Origin of the sequence: Candidatus Pseudoscillospira sp. SGI.172 (assembly GCF_050313575.1) — a bacterium.
GTDB lineage: Bacteria > Bacillota > Clostridia > Oscillospirales > Oscillospiraceae > Vermiculatibacterium.
In genome coordinates this window covers 12,175-32,004 of record NZ_JBNPLQ010000005.1, presented here as the reverse complement: position 1 = coordinate 32,004, position 19,830 = coordinate 12,175, and the positions used below count along the sequence as shown (strand labels likewise).

Annotated in this window: 20 protein-coding genes and 1 other RNA gene; 17 read left to right on the top strand and 4 right to left on the bottom strand. The window is 60.8% G+C overall.

Features of this window, described 5'->3' with window-relative positions; genetic code table 11:
* Window positions 1-8: 8 nt before the first annotated feature.
* The 4 genes from ACQRD3_RS03430 to ssrA all read left to right on the top strand — a co-directional run bounded on the left by ACQRD3_RS03430 (window position 9) and on the right by ssrA (window position 2,271).
* Window positions 9-512 (top strand): adaptor protein MecA, encoded by a 504-nt coding sequence (locus ACQRD3_RS03430; protein ID WP_427779850.1) that lies wholly within the window; start codon window positions 9-11, stop codon window positions 510-512.
* Window positions 513-559: 47 nt separating this feature from the next.
* The gene (gene smpB / locus ACQRD3_RS03425) at window positions 560-1,027 is read left to right on the top strand and encodes an SsrA-binding protein SmpB (RefSeq protein WP_080906671.1); all 468 of its coding nucleotides are present in this window, start codon (window positions 560-562) and stop codon (window positions 1,025-1,027) included.
* Window positions 1,028-1,222: 195 nt separating this feature from the next.
* A complete protein-coding gene (locus tag ACQRD3_RS03420; RefSeq protein ID WP_080906726.1) occupies window positions 1,223-1,744 on the top strand; it encodes a peptidylprolyl isomerase in 522 nt (173 codons plus the stop codon).
* A gap of 181 nt (window positions 1,745-1,925) precedes the next feature.
* Window positions 1,926-2,271, top strand: a transfer-messenger RNA (tmRNA) gene (gene ssrA / locus ACQRD3_RS03415).
* A 308-nt stretch (window positions 2,272-2,579) separates the two neighbouring features.
* Here the strand turns inward: ssrA and ACQRD3_RS03410 are convergent.
* From ACQRD3_RS03410 to ACQRD3_RS03395, 4 genes are all read right to left on the bottom strand, one after another.
* Window positions 2,580-3,389 (bottom strand): hypothetical protein, encoded by an 810-nt coding sequence (locus ACQRD3_RS03410; RefSeq protein WP_427779847.1) that lies wholly within the window; start codon window positions 3,387-3,389, stop codon window positions 2,580-2,582.
* A 62-nt stretch (window positions 3,390-3,451) separates the two neighbouring features.
* On the bottom strand, window positions 3,452-4,036 hold the full coding sequence (locus ACQRD3_RS03405; RefSeq protein WP_080906669.1) for a 5S rRNA E-loop-binding protein: 585 nt from the start codon (window positions 4,034-4,036) through the stop codon (window positions 3,452-3,454).
* A 182-nt stretch (window positions 4,037-4,218) separates the two neighbouring features.
* Window positions 4,219-4,977 (bottom strand): hypothetical protein, encoded by a 759-nt coding sequence (locus ACQRD3_RS03400; RefSeq protein WP_080906668.1) that lies wholly within the window; start codon window positions 4,975-4,977, stop codon window positions 4,219-4,221.
* A gap of 81 nt (window positions 4,978-5,058) precedes the next feature.
* The gene (locus ACQRD3_RS03395; protein WP_080906667.1) at window positions 5,059-6,399 is read right to left on the bottom strand and encodes a butyryl-CoA:acetate CoA-transferase; all 1,341 of its coding nucleotides are present in this window, start codon (window positions 6,397-6,399) and stop codon (window positions 5,059-5,061) included.
* 208 nt (window positions 6,400-6,607) lie between these two features.
* On the opposite strand from ACQRD3_RS03395, the gene ACQRD3_RS03390 reads away from it, so the two are divergent.
* From ACQRD3_RS03390 to mazG, 13 genes are all read left to right on the top strand, one after another.
* Window positions 6,608-7,471 (top strand): dipicolinate synthase subunit DpsA, encoded by an 864-nt coding sequence (locus ACQRD3_RS03390; RefSeq protein ID WP_427779844.1) that lies wholly within the window; start codon window positions 6,608-6,610, stop codon window positions 7,469-7,471.
* 2 nt (window positions 7,472-7,473) lie between these two features.
* Complete coding sequence (locus ACQRD3_RS03385; protein ID WP_080906665.1) at window positions 7,474-8,073, top strand: dipicolinate synthase subunit B; 600 nt, start codon at window positions 7,474-7,476, stop codon at window positions 8,071-8,073.
* A 268-nt stretch (window positions 8,074-8,341) separates the two neighbouring features.
* Entirely contained in the window at window positions 8,342-9,259 is a 918-nt protein-coding gene (locus ACQRD3_RS03380) for an ABC transporter permease (protein WP_427779841.1), read from the top strand.
* 14 nt (window positions 9,260-9,273) lie between these two features.
* Window positions 9,274-10,422 (top strand): ABC transporter permease, encoded by a 1,149-nt coding sequence (locus tag ACQRD3_RS03375; protein ID WP_080906663.1) that lies wholly within the window; start codon window positions 9,274-9,276, stop codon window positions 10,420-10,422.
* A gap of 8 nt (window positions 10,423-10,430) precedes the next feature.
* Window positions 10,431-11,450 (top strand): ABC transporter ATP-binding protein, encoded by a 1,020-nt coding sequence (locus ACQRD3_RS03370; RefSeq protein ID WP_080906662.1) that lies wholly within the window; start codon window positions 10,431-10,433, stop codon window positions 11,448-11,450.
* On the top strand, window positions 11,447-12,403 hold the full coding sequence (locus tag ACQRD3_RS03365; RefSeq protein WP_080906661.1) for an oligopeptide/dipeptide ABC transporter ATP-binding protein: 957 nt from the start codon (window positions 11,447-11,449) through the stop codon (window positions 12,401-12,403). Before ACQRD3_RS03370 ends, ACQRD3_RS03365 begins: the two co-directional genes overlap by 4 nt.
* A gap of 66 nt (window positions 12,404-12,469) precedes the next feature.
* Window positions 12,470-14,131 carry a peptide ABC transporter substrate-binding protein gene (locus ACQRD3_RS03360; RefSeq protein WP_427779838.1) on the top strand — a complete coding sequence of 554 codons (1,662 nt, stop codon included), beginning with the start codon at window positions 12,470-12,472 and terminating at the stop codon, window positions 14,129-14,131.
* Window positions 14,131-14,616, top strand: coding sequence for a peptidylprolyl isomerase (locus ACQRD3_RS03355; protein WP_080906659.1), 486 nt, complete (start codon window positions 14,131-14,133; stop codon window positions 14,614-14,616). The genes ACQRD3_RS03360 and ACQRD3_RS03355 overlap by 1 nt, the downstream gene beginning before the upstream one ends.
* A 153-nt stretch (window positions 14,617-14,769) precedes the next feature.
* On the top strand, window positions 14,770-15,594 hold the full coding sequence (locus tag ACQRD3_RS03350; protein ID WP_080906658.1) for a purine-nucleoside phosphorylase: 825 nt from the start codon (window positions 14,770-14,772) through the stop codon (window positions 15,592-15,594).
* A gap of 172 nt (window positions 15,595-15,766) precedes the next feature.
* Entirely contained in the window at window positions 15,767-16,006 is a 240-nt protein-coding gene (locus ACQRD3_RS03345) for a hypothetical protein (RefSeq protein WP_080906657.1), read from the top strand.
* A 13-nt stretch (window positions 16,007-16,019) separates the two neighbouring features.
* Complete coding sequence (locus tag ACQRD3_RS03340) at window positions 16,020-17,321, top strand: amidohydrolase family protein (protein ID WP_427779835.1); 1,302 nt, start codon at window positions 16,020-16,022, stop codon at window positions 17,319-17,321.
* A gap of 23 nt (window positions 17,322-17,344) precedes the next feature.
* Window positions 17,345-18,973 carry a polysaccharide biosynthesis protein gene (locus tag ACQRD3_RS03335; RefSeq protein WP_080906655.1) on the top strand — a complete coding sequence of 543 codons (1,629 nt, stop codon included), beginning with the start codon at window positions 17,345-17,347 and terminating at the stop codon, window positions 18,971-18,973.
* Window positions 18,974-19,010: 37 nt separating this feature from the next.
* Complete coding sequence (mazG, locus tag ACQRD3_RS03330; RefSeq protein WP_427779832.1) at window positions 19,011-19,799, top strand: nucleoside triphosphate pyrophosphohydrolase; 789 nt, start codon at window positions 19,011-19,013, stop codon at window positions 19,797-19,799.
* Window positions 19,800-19,830: the final 31 nt, after the last annotated feature.

Below are 19,830 nucleotides of genomic sequence, written 5' to 3'. Positions count from 1 at the left end.
GGTCCCCTATGACCATCCAGCCCATCGGAGCCGCCAGCGTGGCCCTCTATCTGACCCCTGCCGATCTGTCGGAATACGGCTTTACCCCCTCCGGCCTGACCTTGGAACAGGCCCTCATCCTGACCCGCCGCGCCTGCGACCGGGCGGGGATCGTTCTGGACGGCTCAGTGGAGATCGAGGCGTATCCGGAGTGCTGCGGTGTCCTGGTCTTTGCCCATGTCCGCCCCGTGGGCCCCTGCTGGTTCACCTTTGACGATCTGGAAGATGTCCTGCAGGCCGCCCTGGCCCTCCGGCACACCCCGGTGGATGCCGCTCTCTGGTGGTGGGAGAGAAAATACTGGCTCTCCCTCCCCGCGGAGGCGGAGGGGGCCGCCGCCGTCTGCTGCGAGTTCGGCGCGCCCCAGTCTCCCGATCCCCTCCGCCCCGCCCGGCTGGACGAGGCGGGAAAGCCCATCTTTGCCCATAACGCCCTCTCCGCGCTCTATTACCATTTTTTGCGTTTACATTTTTGAGAATTATGCTATAATAGGAGCACACCTGTGCGGAGAGGAGGTGCCCTATGGACCGCAAGGGAACCAAGCAGATCGCCAAAAACAGCAAAGCCTTTCACGACTATTTTGTGGAGGAGGCCTTTGAAGCCGGCGTGGTCCTTTCGGGCACCGAGGTCAAGTCCATCCGCCAGGGCGCAGTGAATCTGAAGGACAGCTTCTGCCAGGTGAAGGACGGGGAGCTCTGGCTCTACGGGGTACATATCAGCCCCTACGAGAAGGGCAACATCTTCAATAAGGATCCCCGCCGCACCCGAAAGCTTTTGATGCACCGCCGGGAGATCCTCCGGCTGCAGTCCGCGGCCCAGCGGGATGGGCTCACCCTGGTCCCTCTCTCCCTCTACTGGAAAGACGCCAAGGTCAAGGTGGAGGTGGGGCTGTGCAAGGGCAAAAAGCTCTACGACAAGCGGGCCACCGCCGCCGAGCGGGACTCCAAACGCGCCATCGACCGGGCCATGAAGGACCGGGGCCGCTACTGACTTCCTTTTTCTTGAAAGACTGTAACGACACTTGATTTTGCGACGCAAAATGATAGTGGAGTACGTCCCCAAAGGGGAAAAGGGAGCAAAAACAACTTTGATCGTTTGCCGATCCCTGCGGGAGAAGCAGGCAAAAAACTTTCACAGCCTGATTGGGGCTGAATGGTTCAAACAGAAGGAAAGGACGTGTTTCCCATGGCTCAAAATCCGATAGTCACCTTTGAAATGGAGTCGGGCGCCAAAATGGTGGCAGAACTCTATCCCGAGGTGGCTCCCAACACCGTCAACAATTTTATCTCCCTGGTCTCTTCCGGCTTTTACGATGGGCTGATCTTCCACCGGGTCATCCCCGGCTTCATGATCCAGGGCGGCGATCCCAAGGGCTCCGGCGTGGGCGGCCCCGGCTACGAGATCCCCGGCGAGTTCACCGCCAACGGCTTTCAGAACGATCTCAAGCACGACAAGGGCGTGTTGTCCATGGCCCGGACCAACGACCCCAACTCCGCAGGCAGTCAGTTCTTTGTCATGGTGGAGAAGGCCCCCCACCTGGACGGCCAGTATGCCGCGTTCGGCAAGGTCGTGGAAGGGATCGAGACGGCGGACGCCATTGTGGCCGTCCCCACCGACTGGAACGACAAACCCAAGACTCCCCAGCGCATGAAGAAGGTCACTGTGGAGACCTTCGGTGTGGAGTATCCCGCACCGAAAAAGTCCTGACGCGGGCACAAAATTCACTTGAAAGCAGGCTGCTTCAGTCTGTTTTGGACGTTACCCAGAAGCGAAGGCACCCTTTGCAGGCCGCTTTTGTGACTCCCGTGTCCAAGCCCCCCAGGCAGGCATCTGCTTGGGGGGCGGAAGGGACGCAGCGGAGAGGACGATGCTTGGCTTGCTCCGATCAGGGGGCGTACTGGTTTCGACGGGGACGTAGAGGCGGGAATAGCGGGCGGATGCGCCTAACATCCTTAAAATGGGCAAAAACATTTAAACGCCAACAATAACGTTGAGCTTGTCGCGGCTTAAGCCGTGACCGTCCCACCCGGAGGGGCCACGATCCGGGATGGGGCGTCGTTGAGTGGCGAACGTGCGTGCACAAAGCTTTGAGCGCACCATGCATCATGAAGCTACCAAGCCCCTGAGTGTGTCAGCCCACGCTTGGGTAAGGGAATGTAAATGACTGTCTGCGCCCGGAGAAGTTCCCGTTGAAGCGTTTTCGGACGGGGGTTCGACTCCCCCCGCCTCCACCAACATGCATCAAGGCGAACCCCGCAAGGGGTTCGCCTTTGGTGTATCATGCTCAGCCAAGATAGGTTGACAGGTTTTTGATGCAAAACCTGTCGACCTTCTTTCCTTTATGCTATGATCGTACTACATCAGCCGCAGAAGGAAAAACAGCAAAAGAACATGGGTGCAAATTTGAATCTTCCATTCCCCTGACAAAATAGCCACATAAAAAAGGTGTCCTGTGTGCTGCACAGGACACCTTTTTGAAAGGCACAGCAGTATACAGGAGGAAGGCTTCCAGAAAAAATTTGCGTGATATCCGCCATAGCCTTTACTCCAGCTTCTCCCCTTCAAGGTTTATGAGCGTGTTTAATTGGTTTATTTTGCAGAAATACCTATAATGTTCTACGGCTGTTTTTTCCTGTTCACTAGACCTCAGCAGACCCACCATATCAGCCAGTATTTGATTCACCACATTGGCTGGACAGTATTTAAATGCTGTATTTCCCCAGCGAGGCATGGTATTCTGGCCAAAGTATTTCCAGAATAGCATTTGGCTTTCCTTCGGAAGAAAGATGCGGTGTTGCGGATGCCCTTTGATGATACCATCATGAACATCTTCTCCAAAAAAATCTTCCCTGACCATGAAAGCGCCGATGATGATGCGTGCCTGCTCATCCTGCCCGCTTGGGCGTGTGGTAAGCAGACACACGGAATTGGGCTTCATGCGCTCTGCCACTCTCGGCTGCCCTTTGGAATATCCGCTCAAATATGTCCCGGTATAGACCTGACACTCTCTGATCGTCTGGTCAACCCGATCCGGTGCCACATGAAAGACAGCATGAGAATTTGCGGTAACGTTGAAGTTCAACATTTTCCGCTTTCTATCTTGTTTAGCCTGCTCAGCCCGCCTTTCCTTTTGGGTCGCGATCTCCCGGTCTGCAATTTCTTTCTCAATGCGCCGCTGTGTTTTTGGGTCTTTTAAAATCAAAAAGTTTTGAAAGGCATCCGGGTAAATAAATTTCTTTTCGCTGTCCTGAAAGCATATCGTCACCGTGTTTTCCGCTAAACCCGTAACGACTCCGGCACCAAAGATCCTGTGTTTGATCGGCTGTCCTATGAGTTTCATTTTTGCCTCCATTCTTCATATAGAAGAGTCCCCGCCCTTTCCAGGGTGGGGACTGCTTGTTTGATGTTTGAAAATTACTCCGCCGCTTCTGTATGATCACCCGACGCCCCTGCGCCAGCAAGTTTTTTATCCCGGATGCGCAAAACGATGCTGTCCGGATCGGCCTGCAATTCAATTTTGTCGCTTTGGAACTCTGGAATATCACTAATCGTAATCGTCGTTCCGATCGGGACACCGTCCAGGTCTATCGTGACAACATCCAAAAGGTTTTCCGGCTCCGCCGCATGCGGGATCTTCATCTGTATCTGTTCCAAAACACCCTGAACCTTATCCTTGTTGAGCAGCATAATGTCCGCGATGCTGTTGACCTTCTTTCCGGCGTTTAAAATATGGAAACTGATATGAACGATAGCGTCATTCAAGCTGCTGTATTCCAAGTCCTTGATAAGCGTGTGATAAACCTTTCCGTTTACCTGGATGTCTACCTTGCTCCCGTCACGTTTGGTGCGTTTGAGCTGCCTTGCTGTATTTTCATCTATTTGAATGGAGAGAGACTCCTTCAGCTCAGCGCCGCTGATCACGCAGGGAATGATACCGGAGCGCCTGAGCTGCTTCGCCTTTGCCGCAGGATTCCGCATTTCTGCCTTGATGATGTCCATTATTATTCCTCCTGAACATTAAATTTTTGGCGCCTTGTAAAAAAGAAGGGCTTTTCATAGGGCGCTTTACAGCGCACTACCAAAAGCCCTTCTTCAAAGACGGTTCTTTTTGTATTTAGTTTTATTCAGTATAACACAGGTCGGGAAAAAAAGCAAGCCGGCTGGCTGCCTCAGGTCAGGGGTCAGAGCTCTGCCGCCACGACCTGCCGCCAGCTCCGCTTTTCTCCGTGGGGCATCAGCTCCGTTCCCGGCCGGTCCATCAGCTCATGTCCGCGCCCGGCGGCGCCGCTCCAAAGCTCAAGGCACAAAACGCCGGCCCCGCCTGCGAGATGCACACCGGGATACCCCTGCGTACCCACCTCCAGGTACTTGCCCGTCTCCCGATGCTCCAGCCGGACCCAGGCCCCGGCCTCCGGAACGTCAGGGGCTTCCCGCCCAAAGAGCTCCGGCTTCAGCGGGATCACCCGGCCGCTCTCAAGGCGCACCTGATACTCTCTGACCTCTGTTTCGGGCAGGAAGGGACAGCAAAGCTCGGTATGAAAGCCGAACTGAACCGGCATGGGCCGCCCGGACCGGTTCTCCACCGTGCAGACAGTCACTACCCGGTTTCCCTCCAGCGTATGGACCGTCTCGACTTCAAAAGCCCAGGGCCACAGGCCCAGGCTTCCGGGCCACTCCAGCCGGAAGGAAAGCTGCCCCGGCTCCCGCCCCATCAGCAGATGTTCCTTGTCCCGGACGAAGCCGTTGAGGGAATCGGCCTCCCGGTACTGAAATCCCCGATCCTCATACCAGCCCCCCTCGATGGTCCCGCACCAGGGAAAGCACACCGTCGCCCCCTCTCCCAGAAGGGGCAGGCCCTGCCGGGTGCTCAGGCTCCGAAGTCCCGCGCCCAGGGTGGAGGACGTCAGGGCCAAGGCCTGATTCTCAATGGTATATTCCATGTGCTCCGCTTCCTTTCACGTCCGGCAAAAGAGGGGCCGCCCGGGCGGCCCCTCTTCCCCCGGCGCACTGATTGCGCCGCGTTACCGCTTGCTGGATCTCCGCCAGATGTGCATCTTGTCCGCCTGACTGATCAGCTCGTCCCTGAAATCGGGATGGGCGATGGAAATGATGGCCTCGGTCCGCTCCCAGGAGGACAGGCCCTTGAGATTGACCATGCCGTACTCGGTCACCAGATACTGCACACAGGTGCGGGGATCGGTGGCGATGGAGCCGGGGGTCAGGGTGGGGACAATGCGGCTCTTGACCGTGCCGTCCTTTCCGGTCACGGTGGAGGACAGGCAGATAAAGCTCTTGCCGCCCTTGGAGAGGTATGCGCCCATCACAAAATCCAGCTGGCCGCCGGTGCCGGAGATGTGCTTGACCCCGGCGGACTCGGCGTTCACCTGGCCGAAGAGATCCAGATCCACCGCGTTGTTGATGGAGATGAAGTTGTCCAGCTGGGCCACCACCCGCACGTCGTTGGTGTAGTCCACCGGCGCGCTCATGCAGGCGGGGTTGTCGGCCAGGTAGTCGTAGAGCTTTTGGGTCCCGGCGGCAAAGGCGTAGGTCTGGCGGCCCCGGTCCAGGTTCTTCCGCGCGCCGGTGATCTTGCCCGCCATGGCGATATCCACAAAGCCGTCTACGTACATCTCGGTGTGAACGCCCAGGTCCTTCAGATCGGACTTGGCGATCATGGAGCCCACGGCGTTGGGCATCCCGCCGATACCCAGCTGCAGGCAGGCCCCGTCAGGGATCTGGGGGACGATGAGATCGGCCACCGCCTGATCCACCGCGGTGGGCGCGCCGCCGCCGCCCAGCTGCCACATGGCGGGGTTCTCCCCCTCCACGACGTGGGCCACCTGAGAGATATGGACCCCCTCGTCAAAGCCGCCCAGGCACCGGGGCATGTTCCGGTTGACCTCCACAATGACGGTCTTGGCCGCGTCGCAGGCCGCCTTTAAATGGGAGGCACTGGGGCCGAAATTAAAATAGCCGAAGTCGTCCATGGGGGCCACCTGGATCATGACCACATCCACGTTCACGTTTTCCCGGTAGAACCGAGGCAGTTCAGAATAGCGCATGGGGGCATAAAAAGCGGTGCCGTCGGCGATCATTTTCCGCTCTACGCCGGACATGTGCCAGGAATTCCAGGTAAAGTGCTCCGCTGTGTCGGGCACCTGCATCACGGCAGGCTTCTCAAACAGAACGCCGCCGCGGATCTTCACATCGGTCAGCTCCCGGTACCGCCCAGCCAGCGCCTTGTCCAGCGCCCGGGGTGTCCCCACGCACCAGCCGTAATCCACCCAGTCACCGGACCGGACCGTCTTCACAGCCTCCTCTGCGGAGGTCAGCTTCTCTTGGTACATTGCTTGATAATTCATCGGAGTCTCCTTTTCTCGATTTTTGTCTGAGACCAGCCCTCGCCGATCCCGTTCTATTCCATGAATCAGTGTATCCGAGAATCCTTATACTGTCAAACTTTTTCTCCTGTAAAACCGACGAAAGTCAGCCCTCCCCGCAAACACGGGGCGAACCCTCTTTTCTGCTCCGGCATAGGATGGCCCAGCAAGTGATATGGAGGGAACGCCTATGCGGCAGCGATTGAATTTCTGGGTCATCGGGGGGGACCCAAGGCAGATGGCTCTGGCCCGATCCCTCTCCGAGGACGGGCACACCGTACATACCTACGCGCTGGAACGGGGCGGAGAACCTGCTCTGGCCGCCGACAGTCTGGCGGGCGCGGCGCTGGCCGACTGCGTGATCCTCCCGCTTCCCGCGGCAGAGGGCGAACGCCTCAACGCCCCCCTCTCCAGCCAGCGCCTCACCCTGAGCCAGGTCCTCGCTCCACTCTGTCCGGGGCAGCTCCTCTGTGCCGGGATGGCCGATTCTGATCTCCGGGAGGCCGCTGAAGGCAAGGGGCTTGTGTTCCGGGACTACTTCACCCGGGAGGAACTTGCGGTGGCAAACGCGGTTCCCACCTCCGAAGGCGCCATCCAAATCGCCATGGAGGAGCTTCCCATCACCCTGCACCGTGCCCGGGTGCTGGTCATCGGCTACGGCCGGCTGGGCAAAGTCCTGGCCGGACAGCTGAAGGGCCTGGGAGCCCTGGTCAGCGTGGCCGCCCGGAGCTGGACCGACCTGGCCTGGGCACAGACCTGCGGCTACGGGGTGGAACGCTCCGACCAGCTCTCCGGCTGGCTGTGCGGCTACGACCTGGTGATCAACACCGTCCCCGCCCCGGTCTTGGGCTGGGCGGAGCTGTCCGACATCAGCGGCGGCTGTCTGATCATCGACCTGGCCTCCAAACCCGGGGGGGTGGACTTTGCGGCGGCGGCCGAACTGGGCGTCAAAGTCATCTGGGCCCTTTCCCTCCCCGGAAAGACTGCCCCCGTCACCGCCGGGCTGGCCATCAAGAACACCGTCTACAACATCTTGACAGAATTGGGAGTGTGACTATGGAGCAGCAGCTCTGCCGCGTAGGGTTTGCCTTCTGCGGTTCTTTTTGTACGTATTCCAAAGCCATGGAGGCCTTGGAGCGGGTCAAAGCCCGCTTTGGAGACGTGACGTGCGTGGTCTCGGAAACCTCCGCCGCCTGCGACACCCGTTTTGGCAACGCCCATGATTTTATGCGGGAGATGGAGCGCATCTGTGACCGTCGAGTCATTGACACCATGCTGAAAGCGGAGCCCATCGGCCCCAAAAAGCTTTTTGACGTTCTGGTCATCTGTCCGTGTACCGGGAACACTCTGGGAAAACTGGCCGCCGGAATCACCGATTCTACCGTCACTTTGGCCGCCAAGGCCCATCTCCGCAACAGCCGGCCTCTGGTCATCGCCATTTCCACCAACGACGGTCTGGCCTCCTCCGCCAAAAGCATCGGGACTCTCCTGGACAAAAAGCACGTGTACTTTGTCCCCTTCCGCCAGGACGACCCCGGTGAAAAACCCACGTCCCTGGTCTCCGATTTCTCTCTGGTGCCCGACGCCATCTCCGCCGCCCTGGCCCAGCGCCAGCTCCAGCCCCTTCTCCTGGGTCCGGACGCGGCCGGCTCATGATGGACGGTGTCCGTCACTCCTGCACAATTCGTCTGCGATTCTTTTTCAAAAGCCGGAGGCGGCCAATAACCGCCTCCGGCTTTTGCAATTTTTATCTTGCCACGGTGCAAAATTTGCTGTAAAATAGAACTTAATTTTACACGGGTACACGGGCGCAGTGTTGGATGTCATTTCCAAGCGCCTTGTTTTTATCCCCGTTTTATTTAGCACACTAAAAAGCTGCTGTATCATAGCGTAAAAGTGTTCTCGTCGGAGGGAGGTCCTTTCTTTGGTCAAATATTTTGCCAAACGGCTTGGAATGACCCTGGCGGCCATGCTGGCCATTATCCTCATCACCTTCTGCCTGATGCACGCGGTCCCCGGGGGCCCCTTCACCAGCGACCGGAAGGTCACCCCCGAGGTGGAGGCCGCCCTCAACGAAAAGTACGGCCTCAACGACCCACTTCCCGTACAGTTTGTCAATTATCTGGGGGGACTGCTCCACGGAGACTTGGGCCCCTCCTACAAGTATACGGGCAAGACGGTGAATGAGTTCATCGTCAACGGCTTCCCTGTCTCCGCCCGGCTGGGCGCGGCCACCATTCTCTTTGTTTTGCTGGCCGCCCTTCCCATGGGTATCCTGGCGGCGGTGAAAAACGGCCGATGGCAGGATATGGGCATCATGGCCGTGGCCACGGTGGGCGTCACCATCCCCTCCTTTGTCATCGCCTCCATCCTTATTTATCTCTTCTCCTTCAAGCTGGGGTGGCTGCCCACCTACGGACTGGACTCCTGGAAGGGATACATCCTGCCGGTGATCGCTCTGGGAGGCTACTCCGTGAGCTACCTGGCCCGGCTCACCCGCTCGAGCCTGCTGGAGGTCATGGGCCAGGACTACATCCGCACCGCCCGGGCCAAGGGCCTGAGTGAGTTCAAGGTCATCACCCGCCACGCCCTGCGCAATGCCCTGCTCCCCGTGATCACCGTACTGGGCCCCACCGCGGCCAATCTGCTCACCGGCAGCTTCGTGGTGGAGAAGATCTTCGCCATCCCCGGCCTCGGTGTCCACTTTGTCAACAGCGTTTCCCAGCGGGATTACACCACCATCATGGGCGTCACCGTTTTTTACGCCGCCTTCCTGATGGCCATGGTGCTGGTGGTGGATGTGTTTTACTGCCTCATTGATCCCCGGATCAAATACGAATGAAGGGGGTCCTATCCATGGAAGACAAATGGGCGCCGCTGGAACAGTCCAGCGAAGACCGGGAGAAGATCTGGCGCAAAAACCGCACTTTTGCCGGTGATGTCTGGTTCCGCTTCCGCCACAAGCCCACCGCCATCGCCGGGCTTGTCATGATCCTGCTTCTGCTCCTCTTCTCCCTGCTGGGTCCCCTGTTCACCCCCTACTCCTACGCCGACCAAAACCTGAGAGGGGTCAACATCCCGCCGCTGATGAAGGTCTACGAGATCCCCAACGGCCAGCGGGTCTACATCACCCAGGCGCTCAAGCTGCTGCGGGTCAACAGCGACAACACTCTGGGAGAGCCCCTCCCCTTCCTCCGGGAGGAGAGCGGCAAATCCATGTCCGTCTTCGACTGCGACGGCACCGAGCTGGCCCTCTACTACGGCGGCGGCTCCTATGTGGTGTGCGACGAGCAAAGCGGCAATATCTACTCCTCCGGCCATGTGTGGAACCGCACCAACCTTTTGGGCACCGACGCCCTGGGGCGGGACATCCTGGCCCGGCTGATGTACGGCACCCGGGTTTCTCTGGCCGTGGCCTTCGTGGCCGTGCTGGTGAATCTGGTCATCGGGATCCTCTACGGCGGCCTCTCCGGCTATCTGGGCGGGGCGGCCGACGCGGTGATGATGCGCATTGTGGACATCATCAGCACCATACCCCTCACCCTCTATGTCATTCTCATCATGGTGGTCCTGGGCCCCGGGCTCCACAGCATCATCATCGCCCTGGGCACGGTCTACTGGGTGGATATGGCCCGGGTGGTGCGCGGTCAGGTGCTGGGGCTCAAGCAGCAGGAGTTCGTGCTGGCAGCCCGGACCATCGGCTCCTCCACCAAGACCATTCTGGCCCAGCACCTCATCCCCAACGCCATGGGAGCCATCCTGGTGACGGTGACCATGCTCATCCCCTCCGCCATCTTCATGGAGGCCTTCCTGGGCTATCTGGGCATCGGGCTGCAGCCCCCCCTGGCCAGTCTGGGCACCATGTGCAACGACGCCAACGCCAATCTGCGTACCAGCCCCTATGAGCTTTTCATTCCGGCGCTGGTCATCTGCCTGATCATGTTTGCCTTCAATTTCGTGGGCGACGGCCTGCGGGACGCCCTGGATCCCAAGCTGAAAAAGTGAGGTGCGTCATGGAACCCATCCTGACAGTCGACAACTTAAAAACCGCCTTCCTCACCAGCTCCGGCAAGGTCCAGGCCGTCCGGGGAGTGAGCTTCTCTCTGAACAAGGGGGAGATCGTGGGCATCGTGGGGGAATCGGGCTCGGGCAAGAGCGTCACCTCCATGTCCATCCTCCGCCTTCTGCCGGACACCGCCCGCATTGATCCAGAAAGTTCCATTCTCTTTGAGGGGCGGGATCTGTCCCGGCTGCCCAAAAAGCAGCTGCGGGACATCCGCGGCCAGAAGATCGCCATGATCTTTCAAGACCCCATGTCCTCCCTCAACCCCCTCATCCCCGTGGGGAATCAGGTGGAGGAAATGATCAAGATCCACCACAGGGAGCTGTCCGGGGAGGAGCTGCGCAAACGGGCGCTGGCCCTCTTTCAGGACGTGCGCATCCCCGAGCCGGAAAAGCGCTTTGCCCAGTATCCCCACCAGTTTTCCGGCGGCATGCGCCAGCGGGTGATGATCGCCATGGCCCTGGCCAACCGGCCCGATCTGCTCATCGCAGACGAGCCCACCACCGCCCTGGATGTGACCATCCAGGATCAGATCCTCAAGCAGCTGCGAGCCCTCCAGCGGGAGTGGAACACCGCCATCATCTTCATCACCCACGATCTGGGCGTGGTGGCCGAGCTGTGCCAGCGGGTGCTGGTGATGTACGGCGGGCTCATCATGGAAGAGTCCCCCATCGACGATCTCTTCGAGCGCCCCCGCCATCCCTACACGTTGGGGCTGCTGCGCTCCATTCCCGCCCTGAATCAGGACAAGGGGGCCCGGCTGGACTCCATCCCCGGCTCCCCTCCCGACATGACCAATCCACCGGCGGGCTGTCCCTTTGCTCCCCGGTGCCCCTACGCCCGGCAGATCTGCGCCCGGGAGCTGCCTCCCTACGCCGCCGTGGGGGAGGGCCACCGTTCTATGTGCTGGCTCCTCCAGCCGGACGCCCCCGCCGAGGGCAATCCCTTCCGAGAGGAGGAGGCGCGATGAGCGGCCCCATTCTGGAGGTCACAGACCTCACCCAGCACTTTCCGGTCAACCGCCGGGATGTGGTCCACGCCGTGGACGGCGTGACCTTCTCCATTCAGCGGGGCCAGACTTTGGGTCTGGTGGGAGAGTCGGGCTGCGGCAAATCCAGCTGCGCCCGGTCCATCATCCGGGTCTACGACCCCACCGGCGGCAGGATCGTCCTGGACGGCGAGGAGATCACCCACATGTCTCAGAAGGAGCTCCAGCCCCGCCGGAAGAAGATGCAGATGATCTTTCAGGACCCCTACGCCTCCCTCAACGCCCGGATGACGGTGCGGGATATCATTGCCGAGCCTCTGCTGGCCCACCATGTGGTGAAGAGCAGGGAGGAGGCCAACGACTATGTCTATCCCATGCTGGAGCGGGTGGGGCTGACCCGGGAGCACGCCGGACGGTACGCCCATGAGTTCTCCGGCGGCCAGCGCCAGCGGGTGGGCATCGCCCGGGCCCTGGTGCTCCGGCCCGAGCTGGTCATCTGCGACGAGCCCATCTCCGCGCTGGACGTGTCCATTCAGGCCCAGGTGGTGAATCTGCTGCGGGACTATCAGCAGGAGCAGGGCCTGGCCTATCTGTTCATCGCCCACGATCTGTCCATGGTTCGCTACGTCTCCGACCTGGTGGGTGTGATGTATCTGGGCCAGCTGGTGGAGCTGTGCGCCGCCGAGGAGATCTACGCCCACCCCCTCCACCCATACACCCAGGGGCTCCTCTCCTCCATCCCCGTGGCAAATCCCAAGCTGGCCCGGGAGAAGGAGCAAAGCGGCATCGAGGGCGACCTGCCCAGCCCTGTGAACCCGCCCTCCGGATGCCGGTTCCACACCCGCTGCCCCTTTGCAAAGGAAGTCTGTTCCCAGGAGGCCCCATGCATGAAGGAGGTCTCTCCCGGCCACCAGACCGCCTGCCACCTGTACTGACGGTTGATCCGGCGGAACTGTGTCCCGTCTGTCAATAGAACTGAACTTCGAAAGGAAGGATCTGAAATGAAAAAGCTCGTCTCTCTTGCCCTGGCCTGCGCTCTCTGCCTGGGGCTCACCGCCTGCGGCGGCAAGGATCCCGGCAACATCGGCGACGTGTCCTCCGCCGCCCCCAGCGCCGCCCCCTCCGCCGAGGCCACCGGCGCTCAGGAGCTGACCTTCGTGCTCAGCAACGAGCCTGACGGCATCGACCCCACCGTTACCAACAACTCCTTTGCCCAGTACATCCTGGCCAACTGCTTCGAGGGCCTGGTGACCTATGACGCCACCGGCTCCATCGTGGGCGGCGCCGCCGAGACCTGGGACATCAGTGACGACGGTCTGGTCTACACCTTCCATCTCCGGGACGGCCTGAAGTGGAGCGACGGCAGCGATCTCACCGCCGAGGACTTTGTTTACTCCCTCCAGCGGGTGCTCACTCCCGCCACCACCGCCCAGTATGTGAGCATGGTCACCGGCTATGTCAAGAACGCCCAGGAGTTCTATGACGGCACCGCCACCGCCGATGAGCTGGGCGTCAAAGCCGTGGACGCCCAGACCCTGGAGATCACCCTCATCCAGCCCACCTCCTTCTTCATCGACCTGGTGAGCATGTGGTGCTACGACCCGGTGCAGAAGGCCACCATCGAGGCCAACGGCGACCGCTGGACCGCCGCTGCCGACACCTACATCTGCAACGGCCCCTTCAAGATGACCCAGCTGAAGATGGGCGAGGGCTACGTACTGGAAAAAAACGAGAACTACTGGGACGCCGCCAACGTCTCTCTGGAGAAACTCACCTTCCGCTTTATTCTGGACTCCGCCACCGCCCTCACCGCCTATGAGTCCGGCGAGGTGGACGGCATCCGCTCCATCCCCACCGCCGATTATGCCCGGCTGAAGGCCGCCGGCGCCGGGATCCAGACCGTGCCCAACTACGGCACCGTCTACTACAACATCAACTGCGCCAAAACCCCCTATGACAACGTTCTGGTCCGCAAGGCCCTGAACCTGGCCATCGACCGCCAGGCCCTCATCGACAACGTGGTCCAGCTCAATGCCACCCCCGCATACAGCTTCCTGGCCCCCGGTTACAGCGTGGGCGGCATGGACATCACCAAGGGGCGGGAGACCTTTGACCTGTCCGCCACCGCCAATGTGGAGGCCGCCCAGAAGGCCCTGGCCGACGCCGGGTACCCCGGCGGCGAGGGCTTCCCCACGCTGCGCCTGTCCTACTACTCCGACGACACCGTGAAGAAGGTCGTGGAGGCCATGGCTGAGATGCTCAAGAACAACCTGGGCATCGACGTGGAGATCTCCTCCAACGACTGGGCCATTTACTATGAGTCCGTCCAGTCCGGCAACTACGAGGTGGGCGCCATGGGCTGGAGCGCCGACTACCTCAACCCCATGAGCTTCCTGCCGCTCTTCAAGACCGGCGACTCCACCAACACCGCCTTCTACTCCAACCCCGACTACGACAAGCTGGTGGATAAGGTCATGACCACCACAGACCCCGATGCCGCCGCCGAGCTCACCCTCCAGGCCGATGCTCTGGCGTCCAAAGAGTACTGCTGCCTGCCCCTCTACTACAAGACCAACGACTTCCTTATGAAGGACTACGTCTCCGGCTACTACATGACCGCCTCCGGAAACCTCTACTTCAAGGACGCCAAGGTCAGCAAGTAATGGAATGCCGCATTGTCACCGGGGACTTTGGGGAGATGGTGTTCACCCTCTATCCCCAGTATGCCCCCCTCACGGTGGAGAGCTTTGTCCGGGTAGCCCGCAGCGGGTTCTTTGACGGCCTGGGCTGGTGCCGTATCGTCAAGGATTACGTCATCCAGTCCGGCTCGCCCGACGATGACATCATGACAGACAGCGGCTTCCACCTCAAGGGGGAATTCCGGGAAAACGGCGTGGACAATCCCCTGCCCCACATCCGGGGCGCGCTGTCCATGGCCAGGGACGACGGCTTCGACACCGCCGGGACCCAGTTTTTCGTGGTCCATCGGGACGCCCACAAGCTGGACGGCCGATACGCCGCCTTCGGTCAGATGACCGCCGGGTTCGACGTGCTGGACGCCATCGCCGGGGTGGCCACCTCTGGGCCGGAGACCTGGAACAAGCCGCTCAACATGCCTGTCATCACCCGCGTGGAGATCACGGAATAAACCGAAACGGAGGAGCGCCCATCTGGGCGCTCCTCCGCCTTTTCCGCGGTGTGCGGCCGCTTTCTACACAGTGATTGCTTTTTCCGGCAAAACGGTGTAAAATACCTTGATTGACCGAAACTTACCATCTACACCCGAAAGGAAGGATTCTTTATGAGCTATCCCTTTGCATCCTACAAAGAGAGCGCCGACTATATCCGCACCCGGATCGGTGATTTCACCCCTGACGTGGCCATGATCCTGGGCTCCGGCCTGGGCTTCCTGGGCGACGTGGTGGAAAACCCCATCGCCGTCCCCTACGGAGAGATCCCCCACTTCAAGGTCTCCACCGCCCCCGGCCACAAGGGCCAGCTGGTATTCGGCACTCTGGCCGGACAGAAGGTGGCCGTCATGCAGGGCCGGATGCACCACTATGAGGGCTACTCCTACGAGGATGTGTCCTACGGTGCCCGGGTGCTGCGGCTGCTGGGCTGCTCCACACTGGTAGTCACCAACGCCGCCGGGTGCGTCAACACCGCCTGGCACGCCGGCGAGGTCATGCTCATCACCGACCAGATCAAGTTCTTTATGGAGTCCCCTCTCCGGGGCGAAAACATCCCCGAGTTCGGCACCCGCTTCCCCGACATGTCCCACATGTACACCCCCGCCCTTCAGGACATCGCCCGCCAGAGCGCCAAGGAGCTGGGCCTCACCCTGAGAGAGGGCGTCTACTGCTACTTCCCCGGCCCCCAGTTCGAGACGCCCGCCGAGGTCCGGGCCGTCCGGGTCCTGGGCGGCGACGCCTGCGGCATGTCCACCGCCCCCGAGGCCACCGCGGCTGTCCACGCCGGGATGAAGCTGCTGGGCTTCACTCTGCTGACCAATATGGCCGCCGGCATCCTGGATCAGCCCCTCAGCGGGGAGGAAGTCAACGCTGCCGCCGAGGCCGCCAAGGACACCTTCTCCCGGCTGGTCCTCACCTGCCTCTCCAAAATGTGACCTCCTTTTTCTTGAGAGAAAAAGGAGGCAAAAAGAGCTTTTATAAAAACTCCGGACCAGACCCATCCCATTCTTTCTCAAGACAAAAAAGCTTTTATAGAGAGATTGCTTTGGGAGAACCGCTCTATTGCACCAGTAAAAGAAGCCTCTGCATGGAAAGGACGGCTGGAGCATGATTCCTGTTTTAAACCGCGGGGAGCTGATTCTTACCCGGGATCTCAGACGACAGGCCGAAATCCGGGATGCTCTGGCCGGGGTTGGGATCGACTGCACAGTCAAGGTTTCTCACTGCGGCGGACGAAAAAGCACCGCAGTGGGAAATGTGACTCCCATCGCCTATGAATACCGCATCTATGTTCGGCGAAAGGATCTGGAACCGGCCCGCCGCATCCCGGCGGGACTGAACCGCTGAAAGGAACAATGCTATGGCAATTCTGTTCAAAAACGTCACCGCCGTTTTGATGGACCCCGCCCACACTGTTTTGGAAGGCGCCTATGTGGCGGTGGAGGGCCGAACCATCGACTCGGTGGGCGTCACCCGGCCGGCGGGCTCCTTCGATCGGGAGATCGACGGCAGGGGCGGCATTCTCATGCCCGGCCTCGTCAACGCCCACACCCACGTCCCTATGACCGCCATGCGGGGCTACGGCGACGGTCACAACCTTCAGGACTGGTTGAACGACTTTATCTTCCCCGTGGAATCCCGATGGGACGACCGGGCCGTTGCCGCCTGCACCTCCCTGGGACTTATGGAGATGATCGCCTCGGGCACCACCTGCATCGCCGACATGTACATGCGCACCGGCGTGATCGCGCAGGCGGCGGCCGACGCCGGCATTTCGGCCAACCTCTCCTGCGGCGGCGTTTTCTTCGGGGAGGACTTCTCCCCCGCCGTCTGCGTCGACTGCGCCAATGAGACCGAACTGGCCGACCGGTGGCACGGTCACGACCACGGCCGCATTCAAATCGACGCCTCCCTCCACGCGGAATACACCTCCATGCCCGGTCTGTGGGAGTGGACGGCGGACTTCGCCAGATCCCGGGGGCTTGGGATGCATGTGCATATCTCCGAGACAAAGCGGGAACACGAGGAGTGCAGGGCCCGCTGGGGGAACACCCCCATTCAGACTTTGGCGAAATACGGCGTGTTCGATGTGCGCGCCATCGCCGCCCACTGCGTTTGGACCGAGCCTGAGGACTGGGCCGTCATGGCCGAGAAAGGGATCTCCGCTGTCCACAACCCGGTGTCCAACCTGAAGCTGGGCTCCGGCGTGGCTCCCATCCCCGATCTTCGCAAGGCCGGGGTCAACGTGGCTCTGGGCACTGACGGCGTCTCCTCCAACAACGCCACCGACCTCTTCGCCGATCTGAAGATCGCCGCCATCCTCCAAAACGGCGTGCGGTGCGACCCGCTGGCCCTGAATGCCTGGGACGCGCTGGAGATGGCCACGGTGAACGGCGCCCGGGCCCTGGGCCGGAACACCGGCGTCATCGAAGCCGGCCGGGACGCCGATCTCATCCTGCTCGATGCCGAAGCCCCCAATCTGACCCCCTGCCACGACGCGGCCAACAACCTGGCCTACGCCGCCCACGGCGGCAACGTCATCCTGAATATGTGCCGGGGCAAGGTCATATATGAAAACGGGGAGTTCCGCACCATCGATGCGGAGAAGGTCCGTCGTGAAGTCCTGGACTACGCGGTCCCCGTCCTCTTTGGGCGGAACTGATCCCCGGAAAGGCTGTGTCTCACTTGTCAGAATCACAGAAAAAGAGCACTTTCTTCGGCGGGGCGGCCATTCTGGCCGCCAGCGCCATTCTGGTCAAACTCATCGGGGCCGTCTACCGCATTCCCCTGGGCAACATCCTCCCCGACGAGGTCATGGGCGACTACAACAGCGCCTACAACATCTATAACTTTTTCCTCACCATCTCCACCGCCGGTCTCCCGGTGGCCCTGTCCAAAACCATCTCGGAGGCCAATGCCCTGGGCCGCCGCAATCAGGTGGATAAGACCTTCCGTGTGGCCTTCTTCACCTTCCTGACTCTGGGCCTCATCAGTTTTTTCTGCATGACGGTGCTGGCCGCGCCCATGGCCCAGCTGGTCATCAGCAACCCCAAGGCGGTCTACTGCGTGATGGCGCTGGCCCCGTCGGTGCTGTGCGTGTGCGTCATGTCCTCCATCCGGGGCTACTTCCAGGGCCACTTCGACATGAAGCCCACCGCCGTCTCTCAGGTCATTGAGGCCCTGTTCAAGCTCATCATCGGCCTGGCCCTGGCCATCTACTTTGTCTCTGTGCTCAAAAAGCCGGACTTCGGCTCCGTAGGCGCCATCATCGGCGTCTCCTGCGGCAGCGTGGTGGCCCTTCTCTATATCCTCTTCCTCTTTTTCCGGGCCCGGGGACACCGGCGGCGCACCCGCTCCGACGACGTGCCCGACTCCTCTCGCCGGATCTTCGGCACCCTGCTCAAGCTGGCCATCCCCATCACCCTGGGCTCAGCGGCCACCTCCCTGGTCACCCTCATCGACACCAAGCTGGTCATGAGCCAGCTCCAGACCGTCTACCAGACGGTGGACGGCATGACCCGGACCGCCGCTCTGGACGCCGCCCGAGGGCTTTACGGCATTTACAGCAAGACCATGTCCATTTACAACCTGCCCTTCTCCATGATGGTCCCCCTCACCGCCTGCATCATCCCCGCAGTCTCGGCCGCCCTGGCCCGGAAGGACCGCCGAGAGGCCCAGCGGGTGAGCGAGTCCGCCCTCCGGGTGGGCCTGCTGCTGGCTCTGCCCATGGGCATGGGCCTCTTCGCTCTGGGCGGCCCCATCATGGGGCTTCTCTTCCCCGCCATTGATGTCTCCATCGCCGGCCCCCTCCTCTCCGTGCTGGGTCTGGCCTCCATTTTTGTGGCGCTCCAGCTGCTGTGTAACTCCATCCTCCAGGCCAACGGCATGGTCAATCTGCCCATTCTGGCGGTGGTCATCGGCGGCGTGGTGAAGATCGGAGTGAACTACACCCTGGTGGGCAACCCGGACATCCGCATCAACGGCGCTCCGGTGGGCACCCTGTGCTGCTTTATCGTCATCTCCGCCCTGGAGATGTTCATGATCCGCCGGGCCATTCCCGCGCCGCCCAGCTTCCTGCGGGCCTTTCTCAAGCCCTTTATCCCCTCCGCCCTGATGGCGTTGGCGGCCCGGGCGGTCTACGGGCTGCTCACCGGTGTGCTCGGCTTCGGCAGCTCCCTGGCCACGCTGGGCGGCATCCTGGTGGGCGTGGTGGTGTACCTCGTCCTGGTGCTGGCGCTGCGGGTCATTTCAAAAGATGACCTCTCCCTCATGCCAAAGGGAGATAAAATCGCAAAAATCCTCCATATCCATTGACTTTTTCGTCAAAACCACTTGCAGTGAGAGGTAAAATATGATAGATTTTGTGAAGAAAGATTCTTACAGCCTCAACGACTTGGAGCATATCGTCTCCATCCTCCGCGCCCCGGGGGGCTGCCCCTGGGACGGCGAGCAGACCCACGAGAGTCTCCGCCGCGGCATGCTGGAGGAGAGCTACGAAGTCGTGGAGGCCATTGACGAGGGCAGCGCCTCCCATTTGAAGGAGGAGCTGGGCGACGTTCTGCTGCAGGTGGTCTTTCACGCAGATATCGAAAAGGACGCCGGCCGCTTTACTCTGGACGATGTGGCCGACGGGATCTGCAAAAAACTCATCTTCCGCCACCCCCACGTCTTTGGGGATGTGTCCGTCTCCGGCTCCGACGAGGTACTGGTGAACTGGGAGGTCCTCAAGCGGGAGGAAAAGGGGCAGGAGACCTACTCCGACACCCTCCGCTCCGTGGCCCGCTCCCTGCCCGCCCTGTGGCGGGCGGAAAAGGTGCAGAAAAAGGCCAAAAAGGCCGGTTTCGACTGGCCGGACGCCTCCGGCGCCATGGACAAGCTCTCCGAGGAGCTGGAGGAGCTGAAGCAGGCCGTCACCGAAAACAGCAACGTGGCCGAGGAGCTGGGCGACCTGCTCTTCGCCGCTGTCAACGTCTCCCGGTTCATAAAGGCGGATCCGGAAGAGACCCTCACCGCCGCCACCGACAAATTCATCTCCCGCTTTGAAAAGGTGGAGCGTCTGGCCGCCCAGACCGGACAGGATATGGCGGAATTGCCTCTGGAAGAGTTGGACAAGCTCTGGGAAGAGGCCAAACGGACTTAACGGCATTAGAGCCTTAAGTATATTCTGGCGG

Coding starts and splice junctions, on each gene's coding strand:
- ACQRD3_RS03360 (WP_427779838.1), top strand. CDS start 12,470: ATGAAAAAGCTCGTCTCTCTTGCCCTGGCCTGCGCTCTCTGCCTGGGG.
- ACQRD3_RS03400 (WP_080906668.1), bottom strand. CDS start 4,977: ATGGAATATACCATTGAGAATCAGGCCTTGGCCCTGACGTCCTCCACC.
- ACQRD3_RS03370 (WP_080906662.1), top strand. CDS start 10,431: ATGGAACCCATCCTGACAGTCGACAACTTAAAAACCGCCTTCCTCACC.
- ACQRD3_RS03345 (WP_080906657.1), top strand. CDS start 15,767: ATGATTCCTGTTTTAAACCGCGGGGAGCTGATTCTTACCCGGGATCTC.
- ACQRD3_RS03350 (WP_080906658.1), top strand. CDS start 14,770: ATGAGCTATCCCTTTGCATCCTACAAAGAGAGCGCCGACTATATCCGC.
- ACQRD3_RS03410 (WP_427779847.1), bottom strand. CDS start 3,389: ATGGAGGCAAAAATGAAACTCATAGGACAGCCGATCAAACACAGGATC.
- ACQRD3_RS03365 (WP_080906661.1), top strand. CDS start 11,447: ATGAGCGGCCCCATTCTGGAGGTCACAGACCTCACCCAGCACTTTCCG.
- mazG (WP_427779832.1), top strand. CDS start 19,011: ATGATAGATTTTGTGAAGAAAGATTCTTACAGCCTCAACGACTTGGAG.
- ACQRD3_RS03405 (WP_080906669.1), bottom strand. CDS start 4,036: ATGGACATCATCAAGGCAGAAATGCGGAATCCTGCGGCAAAGGCGAAG.
- ACQRD3_RS03420 (WP_080906726.1), top strand. CDS start 1,223: ATGGCTCAAAATCCGATAGTCACCTTTGAAATGGAGTCGGGCGCCAAA.
- ACQRD3_RS03395 (WP_080906667.1), bottom strand. CDS start 6,399: ATGAATTATCAAGCAATGTACCAAGAGAAGCTGACCTCCGCAGAGGAG.
- ACQRD3_RS03340 (WP_427779835.1), top strand. CDS start 16,020: ATGGCAATTCTGTTCAAAAACGTCACCGCCGTTTTGATGGACCCCGCC.
- ACQRD3_RS03430 (WP_427779850.1), top strand. CDS start 9: ATGACCATCCAGCCCATCGGAGCCGCCAGCGTGGCCCTCTATCTGACC.
- ACQRD3_RS03375 (WP_080906663.1), top strand. CDS start 9,274: ATGGAAGACAAATGGGCGCCGCTGGAACAGTCCAGCGAAGACCGGGAG.
- smpB (WP_080906671.1), top strand. CDS start 560: ATGGACCGCAAGGGAACCAAGCAGATCGCCAAAAACAGCAAAGCCTTT.
- ACQRD3_RS03385 (WP_080906665.1), top strand. CDS start 7,474: ATGGAGCAGCAGCTCTGCCGCGTAGGGTTTGCCTTCTGCGGTTCTTTT.
- ACQRD3_RS03390 (WP_427779844.1), top strand. CDS start 6,608: ATGCGGCAGCGATTGAATTTCTGGGTCATCGGGGGGGACCCAAGGCAG.
- ACQRD3_RS03355 (WP_080906659.1), top strand. CDS start 14,131: ATGGAATGCCGCATTGTCACCGGGGACTTTGGGGAGATGGTGTTCACC.